The sequence below is a fragment of the Paraliomyxa miuraensis genome (assembly GCF_026337845.1).
GTDB classification, from domain to species: domain Bacteria; phylum Myxococcota_A; class Polyangia; order Nannocystales; family Nannocystaceae; genus Paraliomyxa; species Paraliomyxa miuraensis.
In genome coordinates this window covers 1-16,683 of record NZ_JAOVZF010000150.1, presented here as the reverse complement: position 1 = coordinate 16,683, position 16,683 = coordinate 1, and the positions used below count along the sequence as shown (strand labels likewise).

The 16,683-nt window shown below is 70.8% G+C and carries 15 protein-coding genes; 4 read left to right on the top strand and 11 right to left on the bottom strand.

What is annotated here, in order from left to right:
* Positions 1–61 precede the first annotated feature (61 nt).
* Together OEB96_RS16975 and OEB96_RS16970 are read left to right on the top strand one after the other, a co-directional pair.
* Positions 62–1,030 (top strand): ribulose phosphate epimerase, encoded by a 969-nt coding sequence (locus OEB96_RS16975; RefSeq protein WP_266217011.1) that lies wholly within the window; start codon positions 62–64, stop codon positions 1,028–1,030.
* A gap of 484 nt (positions 1,031–1,514) precedes the next feature.
* Positions 1,515–2,450 carry a ribulose phosphate epimerase gene (locus OEB96_RS16970; RefSeq protein ID WP_266217010.1) on the top strand — a complete coding sequence of 312 codons (936 nt, stop codon included), beginning with the start codon at positions 1,515–1,517 and terminating at the stop codon, positions 2,448–2,450.
* Between the two features lie 129 nt (positions 2,451–2,579).
* On the opposite strand, the gene OEB96_RS16965 is transcribed toward OEB96_RS16970, so the two are convergent.
* From OEB96_RS16965 to nth, 6 genes are all read right to left on the bottom strand, one after another.
* Entirely contained in the window at positions 2,580–3,224 is a 645-nt protein-coding gene (locus tag OEB96_RS16965; protein WP_266217009.1) for a hypothetical protein, read from the bottom strand.
* Between the two features lie 42 nt (positions 3,225–3,266).
* A complete protein-coding gene (locus OEB96_RS16960) occupies positions 3,267–7,583 on the bottom strand; it encodes a serine/threonine-protein kinase (protein ID WP_266217007.1) in 4,317 nt (1,438 codons plus the stop codon).
* 84 nt (positions 7,584–7,667) lie between these two features.
* Positions 7,668–8,354 (bottom strand): hypothetical protein, encoded by a 687-nt coding sequence (locus tag OEB96_RS16955; protein ID WP_266217005.1) that lies wholly within the window; start codon positions 8,352–8,354, stop codon positions 7,668–7,670.
* Entirely contained in the window at positions 8,351–9,754 is a 1,404-nt protein-coding gene (locus OEB96_RS16950; protein ID WP_266217003.1) for a serine/threonine-protein kinase, read from the bottom strand. The genes OEB96_RS16955 and OEB96_RS16950 overlap by 4 nt, the downstream gene beginning before the upstream one ends.
* Positions 9,751–11,088: an FHA domain-containing protein gene (locus OEB96_RS16945; protein ID WP_266217001.1), complete on the bottom strand. Its 1,338-nt coding sequence runs from the start codon at positions 11,086–11,088 to the stop codon at positions 9,751–9,753. Before OEB96_RS16945 ends, OEB96_RS16950 begins: the two co-directional genes overlap by 4 nt.
* 127 nt (positions 11,089–11,215) lie before the next feature.
* Complete coding sequence (nth, locus tag OEB96_RS16940) at positions 11,216–11,989, bottom strand: endonuclease III (RefSeq protein WP_266216999.1); 774 nt, start codon at positions 11,987–11,989, stop codon at positions 11,216–11,218.
* Positions 11,990–12,059: 70 nt separating this feature from the next.
* Between nth and OEB96_RS16935 the strand changes: the two genes are divergently transcribed.
* A complete protein-coding gene (locus tag OEB96_RS16935) occupies positions 12,060–13,283 on the top strand; it encodes a Zn-dependent hydrolase (RefSeq protein WP_266216998.1) in 1,224 nt (407 codons plus the stop codon).
* Between the two features lie 53 nt (positions 13,284–13,336).
* Here OEB96_RS16935 and OEB96_RS16930 read toward each other — a convergent pair whose 3' ends face one another.
* Positions 13,337–14,122, bottom strand: coding sequence for a hypothetical protein (locus tag OEB96_RS16930; protein ID WP_266216997.1), 786 nt, complete (start codon positions 14,120–14,122; stop codon positions 13,337–13,339).
* 28 nt (positions 14,123–14,150) lie between these two features.
* Between OEB96_RS16930 and OEB96_RS16925 the strand changes: the two genes are divergently transcribed.
* Positions 14,151–14,306, top strand: coding sequence for a hypothetical protein (locus tag OEB96_RS16925; protein ID WP_266216995.1), 156 nt, complete (start codon positions 14,151–14,153; stop codon positions 14,304–14,306).
* Between the two features lie 31 nt (positions 14,307–14,337).
* Here OEB96_RS16925 and OEB96_RS16920 read toward each other — a convergent pair whose 3' ends face one another.
* From OEB96_RS16920 to OEB96_RS16905, 4 genes are all read right to left on the bottom strand, one after another.
* Positions 14,338–15,123, bottom strand: a complete 786-nt coding sequence (locus tag OEB96_RS16920) for a hypothetical protein (RefSeq protein WP_266216994.1) — start codon at positions 15,121–15,123, stop codon at positions 14,338–14,340.
* Positions 15,124–15,590: 467 nt separating this feature from the next.
* On the bottom strand, positions 15,591–16,070 hold the full coding sequence (locus OEB96_RS16915) for a hypothetical protein (RefSeq protein WP_266216992.1): 480 nt from the start codon (positions 16,068–16,070) through the stop codon (positions 15,591–15,593).
* Complete coding sequence (locus OEB96_RS16910) at positions 16,070–16,312, bottom strand: hypothetical protein (RefSeq protein WP_266216991.1); 243 nt, start codon at positions 16,310–16,312, stop codon at positions 16,070–16,072. Before OEB96_RS16910 ends, OEB96_RS16915 begins: the two co-directional genes overlap by 1 nt.
* Before the next feature lie 8 nt (positions 16,313–16,320).
* Positions 16,321–16,521 (bottom strand): hypothetical protein, encoded by a 201-nt coding sequence (locus OEB96_RS16905; RefSeq protein WP_266216989.1) that lies wholly within the window; start codon positions 16,519–16,521, stop codon positions 16,321–16,323.
* Positions 16,522–16,683: the final 162 nt, after the last annotated feature.

Genomic DNA, 16,683 nt, shown 5'->3' with positions numbered 1-16,683 from the left:
ACGATTCTTCTGCCATGCGGAGCGCCCTGGCGTCTCCCGTGCCGACCCGAGGAGCGAACCGATGAAGACGATGACGATGACCTGGCGTGCCCTGCTGGGCACGAGCCTGTGGCTGGCCGCGTGCGGGACTCCCGACAACGATCAGATGACGTCCACCTCGTCGCCGAACACGACCAACGACGACGCCGACACGGGCGGCACCAGCATGGTGACGATGACGTCGGGGATCACCATCGACCCGACCAACGCCATGACCAGCGAGGGCTCGGGCATGATGGAGGGCAGCACCGGCGCCGACGGTGAGTCGGGCGTCGTCTTCCTCGTGGAGCCCGACGGCGGCGGGATCAGCTTCGAGTGCGACATCTTTGCGCAGGACTGCCCACCCGGGGAGAAGTGCATGCCGTGGAGCAACGATGGTGGCACCTGGAACGCCACCCGGTGCTCACCGGTCGCCATGAACCCGGGACAGCCGGGCGACGACTGCGCGGTGGAGGGCTCGGCCGTGTCCGGGATCGACGATTGCGATCTCGGGGCGCAGTGCTGGGACGTGGACCCCGAGACCAACATGGGGACCTGCGTGGCCATGTGTACCGGTGACGAGGCCAACCCGATCTGCGAGGACCCGGACACCACGTGCTCGATCGCCAACGATGGCGCGATCGTGCTGTGCCTCCCCGTGTGCGATCCCCTGCTTCAGGATTGCCCGATGGGCAACGCCTGCTACCCGGTGGCCGAAGACTGGGTCTGCGGTCCCGATGCCTCGGGCGAGATGGGGGCCTACGGCGATCCGTGCGAGTTCATCAACGTGTGCGATCCCGGGCTCGTGTGCCTCGGCGCGGCGGCGGTGCCTCCGGGCGAGGCCTGCGAGGGAGCCGCCGGATGCTGCACCGAGGTCTGCGACGTGACCGATCCAACCGGCGATGCGCAGTGCTCGGGTCAGGCGGGCGGCCAGACCTGCCAGGCGTGGTACGACCCCATGTCGGTGCCGCCCGGCTACGAGGACGTGGGCGTCTGCGCCCTGCCGGCCTGACGCGGATCGAAGGTCATGGGCGAGGGGAGCCATCTTCGGGTGGCTCCCCTCTTCATTCGCGGCCCGCGGGCTGCGCGACCCCGATGACCGTCATGGAGTGTCAGTCAAGATCGCCTCGGCGTGGACCGAACTGTGAGTTTGCACAAGAATGGTTCGTGAGTTGGAGCAAGTCGAACCCCCGGTCGACGTGAAACCGCGCAGATGCTCAAAATTGCTTGGATTTCTGGCATAGACCACCAGCATGTGAAGCCCCACGTAGCTGGATGGCAGAAATTCGACCGATAGGATCCTCTTGCAGCCCCGTAGGTTTTGGGAGATTCTCCTCGAGACCACATGACAAGTCGCGTTGGGGATGCGCGACAAGCTGACAAAACTTCCGACTCGGCGCCCTCCGCGGGATGAGCGGGGCCAAGGCGTTTGGGCGAGTCGACCGACCCAAGGGACGAAAAAGAGCATGAACAAGAAAATCGTATGGTCCATGTTGGTGTCTGCGGGACTCGCGCTTTCCGCGTGCGGAACCCCGGATGGTGACGAAGGCACGAACACGTCATCGCCGAACACCACGAATCAGAACGACTCGGGGGAGACCGGCAACCTGACGATGACCTCGGGGATCACCGTCGACCCGACCAATCCCATGACCAGCGATGGCTCGGGCATGATGGACGGGAGCTCCGGCGAGCCCGCGACCTCGGGTGTGATCTTCCTGGTCGAGCCCGATGGCGGTGGCGTCAGCTTCGAGTGCGACATCTTTGCGCAGGACTGCCCGCCCGGCGAGAAGTGCATGCCGTGGGCGAACGACGGCGGCAGCGCGTGGAATGCCACCCGGTGCTCGCCGATCGCCATGAACCCGGGTCAGCCCGGCGACGAGTGTACGGTCGAGGGCTCGGGCACCTCGGGCATCGACGACTGCGATCTGGGCTCGATGTGCTGGGACGTGGACCCCGAGACCAACGTGGGTACCTGCGTCGCGATGTGCACTGGCGACGAGTCCAACCCGATCTGCGAGGACCCGGACACCAGCTGTGCCATCGCCAACGACGGTGCGATCGTGCTGTGTCTGCCCAACTGCGATCCCATCCTGCAGGACTGTGCCGAGGGCCAGGCTTGCTACCCGATCCAGGACGCGTGGAGCTGCGCGCCCGATGCCTCGGGCGAGAGCGGCGTCTACGGTGACCCGTGCGAGTTCATCAACGTGTGCGACCCCGGCCTCATCTGCCTGGGCGCCGGGGCGGTGCCTCCGGGCGAGGCCTGCGAGGGTGCGGCCGGTTGCTGCACCGAGGTCTGCGACCTCACCGATCCGACCGGCGATGCGCAGTGCTCGGGCCAGGCGGGCGGTCAGACCTGCCAGCCGTGGTACGAGGAGGGCTCGGCTCCTCCCGGATACGAGGACGTCGGCGCCTGCGCGCTGCCGGCCTGATGCGGGCTCACGCATGACGGCGAGGGGGGCTGCCCAAGGGGGCGGCCCCCTTCTTCGTTTGGTTTGCGATGCCCGAGCCCGATTGGTTTGCGATGCCCGAGCCCGATCATCGGGCGCGGTGCAGAGGACTCAGCCGTCTCGTGAGACCCACAGCGGGAACTGCAGGTCGACCACGGCGGAGTGATCGGGGCGAGTCACGTGCCAGGTGAGCGTGGCTCGGTTGGCGGTGGATTCCACGGGCTCGAAGTAGAGGAACCCCCGCATCTGGGTGCCCGGCTCGAGCACGCCCCAGGGCAGCGCCCGTGCACCGACCTCACCCGGGGCGATGATGGGCTCGAACTCCACCGGGCCTCCGGGGTCGTAGTTGCGAAGCCCTTCCTCGGGATGGATGCGGCCATAGGCCTCGATCGACGCCTGCGGATCGGCCAGCACGAACGCGGCCCCCACGTCGAACAGCTCGTAGGAGAAGCCTCGGTCGTCCTCGAGCTCGAGGTCGCCGGGCGCGAGCAGGATCGGGTCCTTGCCGAGGTTGGCGACGAGCACGTGGAGCACCGTCCACTCCTGGGGCAGCGAGGCAGGGCGACCCTCCCATACGCCGCTGGTGAGGACCACGGTGACGCCACCGTCGGGATCGCGCGCGGTCAGGCGGTGGTCGCCATCCTCGGCGACCAACGTGCCCGCGCCCGCACAGCCAGACACGAGGCCGCAGCACGAGGCGAGCGCGAGCCCGAGCAACGCGCGGCAGGACGGAAGGCGGTGGAGGCGTGGGGGCACGACGATCGTACGAGCCGTAGCATAGCCCAAGCGGCGCGGCGCTCACGGCGTCCCGGGCCGAGGGAGTTCGGAGCGCGGGGGATCGGCCTCTCCGCCTGCGCCGTCGACCAGGATCCGGCGTGCATCGGGCTGGTCCAGGTAGCCGCGGCGAAGCTCCTCGTCGCGTAGATCGTCGAGGCGGGCGCGCAGCATCGTGGCCGCTTCGCGCAGCAGGGGCACGCCCTCGTCCGGCTTGCCGGCGGCGGCCAGCAGGCGCCCCAGGTGGTGGATCGAGCGCACTCCGTCGATGGGATCGGCCCCCGCCCGGACCAGCATCACCGCCTCGCGCTCGTGCTCGATGGCGGTGTCGAGCTCGCCCGATTCCTCGGCGAGCCGGGCCAGCACGGCCAGGGCCCGGCGTCGGGCGGTCCGAAGGCCCCGGCTGCGGGCGGACTCGAGCACCTGCTCGGCCATCGTGCGCGCGGTGGGACGGTCGGACTCGCGGCCCTGCTCGAGCAGCACGGCGGCGAGCCGGCCACGGGCCCGCAGCTCGGTCCGCACGTCCTCGCGACGATGCGCCATCTCGGCCGCATCCTCGAGCAGGGAACGGGCCGCGTCGAGATCACCCAGCGATGCCACCACCTCGCCCAGCGCCACCACCACGTCGCCCCACTCACCGGGGTGGCCGACCGCCTCGTGCAACTCGAGCGCCTTGCGAAGGTAGCGCTCGGCCCGACGGTGGAGTCCGATGGCCCCGTAGGCCATGCCGAGGTTGGCCAGCTTGCGACCGGTGGTGAAGCGATCGCCGAGCTCGCGATCGATCTGCAGCGATGCCTTGAAGTAGTCGAGGGCCTCCTGGTAGTGCGTGCTGCGTCCGGCGACCTCGCCGAGGGCGTTCAGCAGGTTGGCCTCGAGCCTCGGGTTGTCGATCCGCCGGGCGAGGGCCAGGGCGTCCTCGTAGGCGCGGCGGGCCGCGTCGAAGCAGCCCGTGCTGGCCTTGACCTGGCCCAGGCGGAGCATGAGGCGGGCTCGCTGACGCAGGCCGCGGACGTCCTCGCCGCAGTGGGACAGGCCGTCGAGCGCATGCTGCTCGGCGTGGTCGAAGCGCCCTTGCGCAAAGGCCAGCTCGCTGCGGAGCTCGGCGGTCACGGCGAGGAACGGGGCGGGATCGGGGACGGCGGCCACGGCCCCCTCCACGCGCGGCAGCAGGCGCTCGGCGGCATGCGGGCGCCCGACCTCGAGGTAGAAGCGCAGCAGCCTCATGGAGGCGATCGCCAGCGGGACCGGCTCGCCGCGCTGCTCGGCGCAGCGCAGCAGATCGCGGATGTCGGCGACCTGGGCCCTGCGGCGACCCCAGGCGCGGAGGATCCGCTCGCGGCGAAGCAGGGCCTCGAAGCGGCGAGGATCGTCCTCGGACAGCGCGCGCAGGGCCAGCGAGTAGTAGTAGTGGGCCTCGACGTTGCCATCGACCTCGTAGGCGTCCTCGGCCGCGCGCAGGGCCGGCTCGACCGCCTCGGCGACGCGGCCCGCGGCCATCAGGTGCTCGGCGATCGGGCCGGCGTCGCGCTCGGGGGCGTAGTCGGCGCGCGCGCGACGTAGCTCGGCGGCTCGACCGTGGAGGCGCTCGGCCTGACCGAGCGAGAGCGAGGCCTTGCAGACCTCGTGAAGGCTCACGGTGGTGAAGCGGTGGTCCTCCGAGCCCGCGCGTGCGCCCTCGATGCGCTCGAGCAGTCCCTTGCGCAGCAGCAGCGGCAGCGCATCGTCGACGGGGCGCCCGAGCAGCGACGGCAGCTCGATGCCGCGAAAGTGTCGCCCCAGCACCGCGGCGCCCTGGAGCACCTCGCGATCGCGCGGCGGCAGCTCCTCGAGACGCTCCCCGAGCGCGGCCTCGATCGAGCGGGGCAGCTCCACCGTGGCGCCCGGCTGGCGCACCAGCAAGTGGCGCCCCTGGGCATTCCACGCGACCACGCCGCGCTCGATGAGCGAGGCGAGGGTCTGCTCGATGAACAGCGGGTTGCCTCCGGTGCGAGCGAGGATCGACTCCACCAGGGGCTGCGCGGCGGCGGGATCCTCGAAGCGTCGCATCAGCAGGTCGCGGCGGGCCTGGGCATCGAGCTCGCGCAGCCGGATCTCGGTGATGGCGGGCTCGCGACGCACCTGCTCGACGCGGCGGTTGCCCGGTCGCCCGGTGGCCACGCCCAGCACCGGCCATGGCTGGCGGGCCTGGATCCACTCGCGCAGCAGCCCCAGGCTCTGCTCGTCGTGGAACTGCAGGTTCTCGATGATCACGAGCACTGGCCGCATCTGTGCCAGGCCGATGATCAAGCGTCGGACCAGTCGCCAGAGTCGGTCGCGCCGGGTGCGAGGGGAGATCCCGGGAGGCTCGGCGTCGTGGAGACCCAGAGAGGTGGCGAGGGTGCGTCCCAGCACGTCGGCCTCGCGCACGCCGAGCCGGTGGAGGCGCTCCACGATGACGGTGGTGGGGGTGTGGTGCTCGATCTCGAGGAACCGGGCCAAGAGGTCGAGGAACACCCCCATGGGCGCGTTGCGGCGCGACCAGCTCCCGGTGGCACGCAGCACCCAGCACGCGGTGCGAGGCAGCGAGGCCACGAAGCGCTCCACCAGCGCGCGCTTGCCCAGACCGGGCTCGCCGACCACCAAGATGGCCCCGGAGCGCCGTGAGCGGATCGCCTCGGAGAATGCATCGCGAAGGGTCTTGAGCGGCAGCTCGCGGCCCACCAGCATCGCGCGGACGCCCGGAGGACCCAGCGGATGCTGCGGCGGCTGGGTGGCGGGGCCGAGCAGCGGAGCCACGTGGGCCAGCTCGTGGTCCGCCAGGCGTGCGCTGCCGGTGCCGTCCTCGGGCGGCTCGATGAACGAGGAGTCGCCAAAGCGCCAGGTCTCGCACAGCAAGTCGACCAGGTTGCCCGAGACCATGATCGGGCCGTCGAGGTGCCGCCGGGCGATGGCGCCGAGCTGGCGGGACACGCCGCGGCGTAGCTCGACCCGCACCGAGCCTCGATCGTCGCGCTGCACCACGGTGGGGGCGTTGGCGACGAGGAACGAGAGTCGCAGCCCGGGGGCGGCCTCGCTGGCGTCGTCGCGCAGGGCCAGGGCCGCTCGCAGGGCCCGCTCGGCGTCGCCTCCGGTGCGCAGCAGGGCCCCGAAGGCCAGCACCACCGCGTCCGGGTCGGCGCGCAGCACCAGGGCCTCGCGCTTGAACGCCACGTCGCGGGCCAGGCTCAGGAACGCCTCGGCGTCGTGCCGAGGGCGGCCCGTGCCGTCGGCCGGGGGGACCTCGAGGGCGACCCACACCACGACCACGCGCTGCGATTCCCGGCTGGCGCGCACGGGATACTCGGTGTGCTGGGCATCGACGAGGCTGCCCGCGTCGAGCGGTGCGTGGGTGATGGCGGCGGCCGTGGGCGGATCGGGCCGGAAGTGACGCATCACGAAGCTGCTGAGCACGTCGTCGTCGACCACGGGATCGGAGCGATGGAGGAACTCCGCCAGGTCGCTCTGGAGGGCACGGGCGCTCTGGTAGCGGTCGTTGGGGTCGCGGGCCAGCGCACGCTCGACGATGGCGACCAGGGCCTGCGGCACATCGGGAGCCACCTCTCGTAGATCGGGCACGGGGTTGCTGCGCACCAGGTGCAGGGCCTTGAGGCGATCCTGGTGCCGGAACAGCAGCTGTCCGGTGAGCAGCTCGTGCAGGCACACCCCCAGCGAGTACACGTCGGAGCGCTGATCGAGGGGCCGCCCGCGGGCTTGCTCGGGCGACATGTACGCGATCTTGCCCTTGATCGTTTCCTCCATGGAGCGGGCCGCGGCCTCGAGCTGCTCGAGCGTGCGTGCCTTGGTGCGGGCGATCCCGAAGTCGAGGATCTTGACCTGACCCTCGAAGCTCACCATCACGTTGTGAGGGCTGACGTCGCGGTGGACGATGCCCAGGGCGCGGCCGTAGTCGTCGGTCTTGCGGTGGGCGTAGGCGAGGCCCGCCGCGATCTGATGGCCGACGTAGGCCGTGATCACGGGGGGCACGGTGCGCTCGGCGGCCCGCACCGCGTGCAGCAGGCGCATCAGATCCACGCCCTCGACCATCTCCATGGCCAGGTAGAAGTCGCCGCGCTCCTGGCCGAAGTCGAAGACCTGCACGATGTTGGCGTGATTGAGCGACAGGGCGATCTTCGCCTCCTCGACGAACATCCGGGTGAACTCGTGCTGATCGACCAGCTCCTTGCGGATCTTCTTGACGACCACCTTCTTCTCGAGACCCTCGGCGACGCGCACGGACGCCTGATAGATCTCGGCCATGCCGCCCTCACCGATGAGGCGGGTCAGGCGATAGCGCCCGAAGCTATGGGGAAGGGGCAGCGACACTACGGATCCTGGCTAGGACGGGGCCAAGCCCCCCTGGGGGGCGGCTGGATGTCGGCTCGCTGGGAGCGGGGGCGGAGGGCATGGCTAGAGCGCTTCGATGACGAGGTTGTCGAAGTGGGTCTGAGCCTCCCACCCGCTGAAGGCGAAGTGATCGTGGCCAGGCCCGCGAAGGGGTGCGTCGTCCTCGTAGGACAGCACCTCGCGGCCATCGATCTCCCAGCGCAGCTCGTTGCCGCTGCGCGTGATCGAGAAGTGGTAGCGCTGGCCGGGCTCGACCTTGGGCTCGCTGCTCGTCTCGCGCTGGCGCCCGTGTTCGTTGTTGCGGACGATGGCGTTGAGGGTGTTGTTCCAGCCCCCGAAGATCACCACGTAGCCCGTGGCGACGTAGTTCATCGACGTGGCCCGGCTCTTGCCGTCGCCGCACAGCTCGACCTTGATGTCGCCCTCCTCGGTGGTGGCCCTGGCATCGAATTCCACCCGAACGTCGTCGGGCAAGGGGTGCGTCAGCCACAGGGGATGGTTGTGGAGGTCCTCGATCACGAGCACGCCTCGCTCGAGGCTGGCGCCGGGACCGGTGACGTGCCAGTCGGGGCCGAGCTCGTCGCGCTCGAAGTCGTCGCGAAACAGCACCACGCCGTCCTCGGCTCGGGTGCTGTACGTGCGGGGGACCTCCTCGCAGCCCGAGGCCGCGAGCACGGCCCAAAGCGCGAGCGGCCGAGTCGGCAACGCGAGCGGCTGGGTCAGCAACGCGAGTCGGGGACGAGGGTTCACCACTGACGCTCCTCCGGATGGGGGGATAGCAGCGCTCGCAGGGTCGTTGGCCAGGGAGCGGGCAAGGTGTCGGGCACCAGCGCACGAGCGTCGAGGTCGGCGTCGATGCGATCGAGCGCATCGGGCAAGGGCATCGGGCTCTGAGCCAGCTCGAGCAGCACCACGCCGGCGCTGAAGCGATCGGACGCAGGAGTCGCTCGCGCGCTGCGGGGGGCGCCGGGTCCCGCGAGGGTCGCGGTGCCGCGCAGCTCGGGGGCGAGGTAGCGCAGGGTGCCTGCGTTGGTGGCCGCACGGTTCGGGTCGTGGCCCACGGCCAGCCCGAAGTCGGCGAGCGCCACCGGGGAGCCACGGCGGCGCTCTCGCACGAGGATGTTGGCCGGCTTGATGTCGCGATGCACCGCACCGGCCGCGTGCACGGCGGCCAGCGCGGCGCGAAGCTGCTCGGCGATGCGCGGCAGATCGTCGGCGGTGCACAGGCCGCGACGCAGGGCCAGCCGCAGGTTGCCGCCCCGGCACAGCTCGAGCGCAATGAAGCGGTGCCGCGGCTGCACATCGTAGAGCGCGACCACGTGGGGGCTGCGCACGCGGGCCAGGGTGCGGGCCTCGGCAAAGAACCGGGCCTCGAGCACGCGCTCGGGGACCTCGCTGCGGCGGGCATCGGGCTGCAGCAGGCGCTTGATGGCGACGTCGCGGCCCACGTGGCGGTCGTAGGCCTCGTAGACCACGGCGTGGCGGCCTCGGCCCAGCGGGCGCCCGAGATCGTAGCGCTCGGCGCCGAACGCATGGCGCAGCTCGAGCTCGTCGAGCCCGTCCAGAAGAGCCAGGCCGCGGCTGCGGTGCTCGGCGGTCAGGCCCTTGGCCTCGAGCGCGCGCACCGAGCTCCCCCAGCCCCGCAGCGCCCGCGGATGGTCCACGTCGACCGAGAGCACGGCTTCGAAGTGGCGCAGCGCAGCCCCGGGGTCGCCGCCCTCGAGCAAGGCGTCGCCCAGCAGCAGGTTGGCGGCCACGAACGCGCCGTCGAGGCGCCGATCGCTGGCCTGGACCTCGGGTCGGGCGAGCACGGCCCGACAAAGGCGCACGCCGAGCGAGGGATCGAGCGCGTCGAGCAGCTCGCGGGCGAGCACCAGGGCCAGCTCGGGCGTGGGATCGCTGCGCAGTGCCCCCGCGATCACCGTAAGCGAGCCGCGCAGGTAGCCGGCATGGCTGAGCGTGCGCAGCTGGGCCTCGAGCGCGGGCAGCGGAGCGCGGGCGCGCAGGTCATCGGCGAAGCGTGCGAGCGCGGGCAGCTCGTCGGGCCGGGCCGCACCGTCGGAGAAGCGGGCCACGACCTCGTCGAGCACCCCATGCAGCGGGGCGTCGTCGACGTCGCCGGCCAGCGCCAGCGCCCACTGGGCGGTCATGACAGCACCTCGAGCGCGAGGGGGACGCCCACCAGCGACAGTCGATCGCCCACGAGCAGCTCGACCACCGCGCCCGCGGGGAGGCGATGGCGGTGGAGGTCGGCGAGCACGCCGCTGCGGAGGTCGAGCACCACCCAGCCGCGGTCGAACAGCACCCGGGCGGGGACCCGAACCTCGGGGGCGAGCACGAGCGGCCCGCCCTGGGGCAGGAACAGGTGCCAGGCCGGGCGTTGGCCCGAACGAAGCAACGCCCCGCAGGGCTCGCCCTCGTGGCCCCGCAGCGGCACCACGTCCACGGTGGCGCTCGCGCCCAGGCCCAGCTCGCCCGCGGTCTGCAGCGGCACGGGCTCGCCCGGCTCGAGCGGCTCGCCATCCCAGAAGGTGCCCACCTTGCTGCCGAGGTCGACGGCCATCAGGCGGGGCCCGTCGGGATCGGTGGCGTCGACCGACAGCTCGACGTGGTGGCGCGAGAGCCGGGCGCCGGGCACGGTCAGGTGGGCATCGGGCGCGCGTCCGATCAAGAAGCGAGGGTGGCCGCTGATGGTGGTCACTCGCCCGTTCCATTGCAGCTCGATCCGGGACGGTCGAGGGCGCGCGGCCTCGAGGGCGGCGAGGCGGCGCGCGAGGCCGGGGCGGCTGCTGGTACCGAGCCGCTCGCGGGTGGCCGCGTGCTCGAGCAGCAGCACGTGGGCCTGCCGGCGGCGACCGTCCTCCAGCGCGCGGTCGACCTCGGCCTCGATCCGCACGACCTCGGCCTCGGCCTGCTCGTGGCGCTCGAGCACCTCGAGCACCAGCTCGAGCTTGACGATCTCGCCGGCGCGCTCGTAGGCCCGCGCCGCCCGGTCGAGCAGGCCCAGGCGCTCGTAGAGCTCGCCGGCCTGGCCGCCTTCGTCGGCCTCTTCGAAGCCCCGGGCCGCCTCGAGCTCGAGGGCGCGGCGACGGGACGGGTCGGGCTCCTCGATCGCCCGGTCGAGCAGGGCCCGACCGAGCTCCAGGTGAAGGGCGCGGCCCTCCTCCGTGTCGCCCGGGTTGCGGGCACAGCCCTCGCGGAGCACGTCGATGCGCTCGCCCACGTCGGGAACGGTGCGCGCATGCTCCATGCGCAGCAGGGCGGCCTGGGCGTGCTCACCGGTGTGCTCCAGCACCCGGGCGGCCTCCTGCAGCTCGCCGGCCTCCTCCAGGGCCAGGGCAGCCCGTAGCTCGGGGCGGCGCAGGCTCGCGCGACGCGGCAGCGACCGGGGGCTCTGCGAGGCCAGGACCAGCTCGGAGGGCCCGTCTTCGCCCGAATCGGAGCCCGAGCCCGACCCGGAGCCGGCTGGGGGGAGGCTCGCCACGGCGGGGCATGCTAGCAGGCTGCTCGCAGGCGTGCCCGGAGCGGGTGCGGGACCACGGGAGGTTCGGAGATCGGTCGATCTGACCTTCCTCACCTCGTCGATGCCCATGGGCCCCGCCCGTGGTGGATCAGCGCTCGGTCGGGTCGATCTGGCCGCGCGACTCGGTGAGCACGCGCTCCCAGTCGGCGCGCTCGGTCCACCTCCCGGCGGGTTCCTCGGAGGCGCTGGGGCACAGCTCGGCCAGGGGGCAGCGCGCGCACCGAGGCTTGCGGGCGGTGCACACGTGCCGGCCGTGCAGCACCAGTCGATGCCCCACGTCGACCCACGATGCGCGGGGAAACAGCGCGCACAGGAGCGCCTCGATGCGCACCGGGTCCTCGTCGGACGTGATCCCCAGGCGCTTGCACAGCCGGATCACGTGCAGGTCCACGATGATCCCCTGGCCGACGCGGAACACCGACGCGAGCACCACGTTGGCGGTCTTGCGCGCCACTCCGGGCAGCGAGCACAGCGCCTCCATGGTCGCGGGGACCTCGCCACCGAACCGCTCCTCCACCGCCTGGGCGGTCTGGCGGATCATCTTGGCCTTGACCCGAAAGAAGCCCGAGCGCTGCACCACCTTCTCGACCGCGGCCTGGGGCGCGCGGGCCAGCGCGGCGGGCGTGGGCCAGCGGGCGAACAGCTCGGGGGTGATGCGATTGATCAGTCGATCGTTGGATCGGGCCGCCAGGATCGTGGCGACCAGCAGCTGCCACGCGTCCTCGTGGTCGAGCTCGACCTTGGGGCTGGGCTGCGCCCGCCGCAGGCGCCGGTGGATCTCCCGCACGCGGGTGGACAGCTCGGCGGGAACGATGGAGCCGCGGTGCACGGGGACGTCGGACGCAGGCTTGTTGCGGGCCATGGGAGGGCAGTGACGAGGGACTGTAGCGCAGCCGTGGCCCGGGGTATCGTGCTCGCCCGCCGCCGACCCCATGTCCGCCGACCTTCGCATCGACCCGTCGCGCCTGCTCGACCGCATTCGCTCGCTGGGGCAGGTGGGGGCCCTGCCAGGGGGCGGCGTCTGTCGCCTCGCGCTCACCGAGGAGGATCGTCGCGGCCGCGATCGCGTGCGAGGATGGATGGAGGAGCTCGGCCTGGAGGTCGGCGTCGATCCCCTCGGCAACGTGGTGGGCGTGTGGCCGGGAACCGAGCCGGGGCCGCCCGTGATGACCGGGTCGCACATCGACACGGTGCGCACCGGAGGACTCTACGACGGCAACCTCGGGGTGCTCGCGGGGCTCGAGGTGATCGAGACCCTGCAGCGGGCGGGCGTTCGCCCCCGCCGCTCGCTGGCCGTCGGCTTCTTCACCAACGAGGAGGGCGCTCGCTTCGCCCCGGACATGATGGGCAGCCTCTACTTCGTGGGGGCGCTGCCGCTGCGGCAGGCGCGGGCGGTGGTGGGCATCGACGGCAAGTCGGTCGGCGAGGCGCTCGATGCGATCGGCTACGCCGGCGCGTCCCCGCCGATGGCCGTGCACGCCTTCGTCGAGCTGCACGTCGAGCAGGGCCCCGTGCTCGAGGAAGAAGGGGTCACCATCGGGGTGGTCGAGGGCGTGCAGGGGATCTCGTGGACGGAATTCACGGTCACCGGCATCAGCAACCACGCGGGCACCACGCCGCTGCGCCTGCGCCATGACGCGGGGTGGGTGGCCGGCTCGTTGATCCAGTACGTGCGGACCATGGCGCTCGAGCTCGGCGGCGATCAGATCGCCACCGTGGGCTCGCTGCGGCTGCATCCCGATCTCGTCAACGTGATCCCCAACCGGGCGGTCTTCACCGTCGATCTGCGCAACACCGACGAGGCCGTGCTGCAGCAGGCCGAGGCCCGGCTGCACGCCCACGTGCGTGCCCTCGCCGAGCAAGAAGGAGTCACGGTGGCCCACCGCTCGCTGGCTCGCTTCGAGCCCGTGAGCTTCGAACCCGAGCTGGTCGACCGGATCGAGGCCACGGCCTTGCGCCTGGGACACACCACCCGCCGCATGCCCAGCGGGGCCGGTCACGACGCCCAGATGCTCGCGCGGATCTGTCCGGCGGCGATGATCTTCGTGCCCAGCGTGCGTGGCATCAGCCACAACGTGGCCGAGCACACCGACCCGGCCGACCTCGAGGCCGGCGCCAATGTGCTCTTGCAGGTCATGTGCGAGCTGGCCACCTGAGCGAGCAGCGGCAGCGGCTCGGCCGCGCGCGACGGCTCCGGCAGCGCCCCGCGCTACTCGTAGTCGTAGATCGTCTGCAGCTCGGGAGGGAACTCCGCGTCCACCACCTCGCCGAAGGCGAAGAGCGCGTCGAGCCGGGCGCAGCGCTCGGGCTCGGCCGCGGGATCGCAGGCCTCGTACTCGGCCCGCAGGTCCGGCAGCGACACCCGCTCGACGTCCTCGCGAAAGCGCAGGGCGTCGGAGACGAAGGCCATCGCGTAGGCGTCCGAGGGGGTCTCCGAGCCGTGGCACAGCCGGCACTTGGTGCCCGTGGCGTCGAGGACCCGCTCCATGGCGTCGACGGTGGCCAGCGGCCCCTCGATCGGGAACTCCAGCTCCCCCTTGATCGACTGGGTCTGCGAGACCAGCTCGCCGAACTCGAGCAGCTGACGCCCGTCACCGGCCACCGCGACCGAGAGGATGAGGTCGTCGATGAAGAGGAACACCCGCGGGCTGGCGGAGCCCACCGCCGGCTGCAGGCTCACCGTGCTGAACGTGGCGTTGATGGCCAGCGGCCGCTCGAGGCGCTCGAGGAAGCAGTCGAGGGTCAAGGGCCGCGGCAGCTGCTCGATGAAGGCCACCGCCTCGCCGATCGTCCGGGGCGCGCCGACCACGTCGGTGGGCTCCGAGCACGCGGTGGGCGGTGGCTCGGCCGCCGTGCCGTCGGCTCCGTCGCTCGACGAGGCCTCGGTGGTGCTCCCGGTGGACGAGGGATCGGTCCCCGCCGGTGGCTCGGCACAGCCGACGACGGCCACCATCACCCACGGTCCAAGGCTCCGTCCCCCCGCGATGCGCATCACGGGGCGATCATATCGATCGCACGCCCGCTTGCCAGTCGCGGGGGTCGGTGGAATCAAGGGGCCTGGCGAAGTACGTCTGCGTCGAATTGGCTGCGCCTACGACGTGGCCGAGCACACCGACCCGGCCGACCTCGAGGCTGGCGCCAATGTGCTCTTGCAGGTCATGTGCGAGCTGGCCATCTGATCCGAGCGAGCGGGAACGGCTCGGCAGAGAGCTACTCCGGCAGCGCGGGCATCGGTGCGTCGGGGGCAGGCGCGCCCTCGGGTAGGGTGGAGTCGTCCGTGCTGCCCGCGGCATTGCGCCGGCTCGCGGCGGCGCGGAACTGGTCGATTGGAAGCAGCGCCCGCTTGGCCGGCGCGAGGTTGTCGGGCGAGAGCGCCGCGAAGGCGATGATCTGGAGCGAGTAGGTCACGATGGCTTCGCCGAGCTCGCGCAGGGGCTCGACGAGCAACTCCTTGGCCTCTGGCGCCTCGGCGGGCTTGGTGATGCCGAGCGCCTCGCCATAGGCAGCATGGGCCTCGAGCAGCTCGTCGATGAACGACTCGCCCACGAGGTGATCGAGATCGTCGCGCAGGCCCTCGGCCTCGATGATCTGCAGGCGACGCTCGCTCTGTGCGTGCTCGGCCGGATACGACAGCGTGAGGAAGTCGAGCCCCGTCGGGAACAGGCGCTCGGTCAGTGCGGCGGAGGTCTGGCGATCGGGATCGTCGTCGGGGAAGATGCCCCACGCCGTGAGGCGGGCATGCACCGCGCCCCAGGCTCGATCGACGCGCCAGTCGGCCGGCCGCACATCACGAGATGCCTTGGGCTTGCCTTGACCGTTCCAGACGGTCTCGAGCGTGGTCACCGACTCGGTGAGCAGCTTGGCGGCCATCAGCACACCCGGCCCCGGCTTGTTGGGGATCATCATCAGGAGCATCTTGGCGAGGCTCAGCCCGGAGTCGGCGGCGATGCGAGGAGGACGAACGTAGGGGGTGGGGTCGATGCGGTTGACGAGCACGAACGGGTGAGTGGGATCGGGCGGTCGATCGATCGCGAAAAACGTGCCGGCGAGGGAAATGAGTCGGAGGACGGGGGGAGGGGAAGGGGGTAGTGCGAGGTGACGGTGCGGGTGGGACGGTGATGGGCGATGGGCGAGGCGCGGGAGCGAGGGTTCGAGATGTCCCAAGGCATCTCGAACCGCTGCGGCGCAGGGCTTGGAGATACCCCGGGGCATCTCGAGAGCCTGTGGCATGGGGTTTGGAGATAGCCCGGGGTATCTTGAGAGCTTGTGGCGTTGGGCTCTGGATGTCCTGGGGTATCTCCAAGCCCTGCGCCGCAGCGGTTCGAGATGCTCCGAGGGTCGTTTCGGCGGTCCGCCGCTCGGAGGGAAGGGGACTGTGGGTCCGTTTTGGGACATCGAGATCCGCTTCCGCGGTTCCTGCTGATTGCTTGGCCTCCTGCAGGTGCGGACGGCGCGGGATCCGGTCAGAGCGGCGGATCCCACTCGTCGATCTCGAGTTCCAGCGAGGTGGTGGTGACGATCTCGCCGAGGATCCGGCGCAGCGGGCCTTGCCCGGTGCCACCGAGGCGAAAGAAATGACGCTTGGGCTCGTTGTCGACCGATGCCGAGGTGATCATGGCTGCATCGGCGCGAAGATAGATGGCACAGCGAGGACCCGTCGCCACTGGCATCTCGAATCCTAGACTCTCCATCACGGGGTCGAGGTGCGAGCACACATTGCCGCCCGTGTCCTTGAACATGCCGACGCAACGCTGGGGGTGCGCCTTGACACCCCACGCGTTGGTCTTGCCCCAGGCTATCATCTCTCGAAACGTGTCGAACTGCCCATAGGCTGCTCCACCCAGCGGATGACGCTTGATCACCCGAGCGTCGTCCCGGGCCGGGTACTCGAAATCGTAGAGCACGTGCAGCGGCATGCCCTCGTCGGACTCGTGTCCAATCATCAAGAACCGAGGATTCGGGCTAAACAATCCCCTGCATAGCACGACAGCACCTTCGGCGCCGAGAAGTCGAGGCGAGGATACGCGATCGAGCCCATGCTGTGCCCCATGCGTATGAGGAACCAGCAGTAGAACGGCGGCAGGGGACGGCCAGCGATCGCCTCGATCCGGTCGATCTCGTCCTGGGTTGCGCCTTCCCACTGACGCTCGAGATCGGGCACGAGGCGCAACAACAGCGCCTCCATCTCGGGCTCTAGGTCTTGTGCTCGCATGCGTCCTTGCCTCCATTACAGACGGGCAGCGGTACGATGAGCTCGCACGCCCTGCACGGCGGCACCGTCTGCCCCGGTTTGAACTTCTCCACCTTGACCTCGCGAGTACCCGAGCGGGCGTCGACGAATTGGATGGCTGCTTGAGTCTTGCTGCCGCCGCTGCTGAACCATTGCTCGGTCATGGCAGAGGGAATGGCGCCATCGTCCATGAGCAGCAAGAGTGCTCCTTGAGCCGCGCATGTTCCGGGCGGATAGGCGGCTGTCGTTGTTCGCGACCATGGCCCAGGCATGTTCACCATCATGGCCCAGGGACCCCGAGACACCTGGATCATGTAGCACGCTCT

What these genes read in the sequence shown, in the direction of transcription:
- OEB96_RS16975 (WP_266217011.1), top strand. Translation starts at nt 62, where the DNA reads ATGAAGACGATGACGATGACCTGGCGTGCCCTGCTGGGCACGAGCCTG.
- OEB96_RS16950 (WP_266217003.1), bottom strand. Translation starts at nt 9,754, where the DNA reads ATGACCGCCCAGTGGGCGCTGGCGCTGGCCGGCGACGTCGACGACGCC.
- nth (WP_266216999.1), bottom strand. Translation starts at nt 11,989, where the DNA reads ATGGCCCGCAACAAGCCTGCGTCCGACGTCCCCGTGCACCGCGGCTCC.
- OEB96_RS16935 (WP_266216998.1), top strand. Translation starts at nt 12,060, where the DNA reads ATGTCCGCCGACCTTCGCATCGACCCGTCGCGCCTGCTCGACCGCATT.
- OEB96_RS16915 (WP_266216992.1), bottom strand. Translation starts at nt 16,070, where the DNA reads ATGATTGGACACGAGTCCGACGAGGGCATGCCGCTGCACGTGCTCTAC.
- OEB96_RS16910 (WP_266216991.1), bottom strand. Translation starts at nt 16,312, where the DNA reads ATGGAGGCGCTGTTGTTGCGCCTCGTGCCCGATCTCGAGCGTCAGTGG.
- OEB96_RS16905 (WP_266216989.1), bottom strand. Translation starts at nt 16,521, where the DNA reads ATGACCGAGCAATGGTTCAGCAGCGGCGGCAGCAAGACTCAAGCAGCC.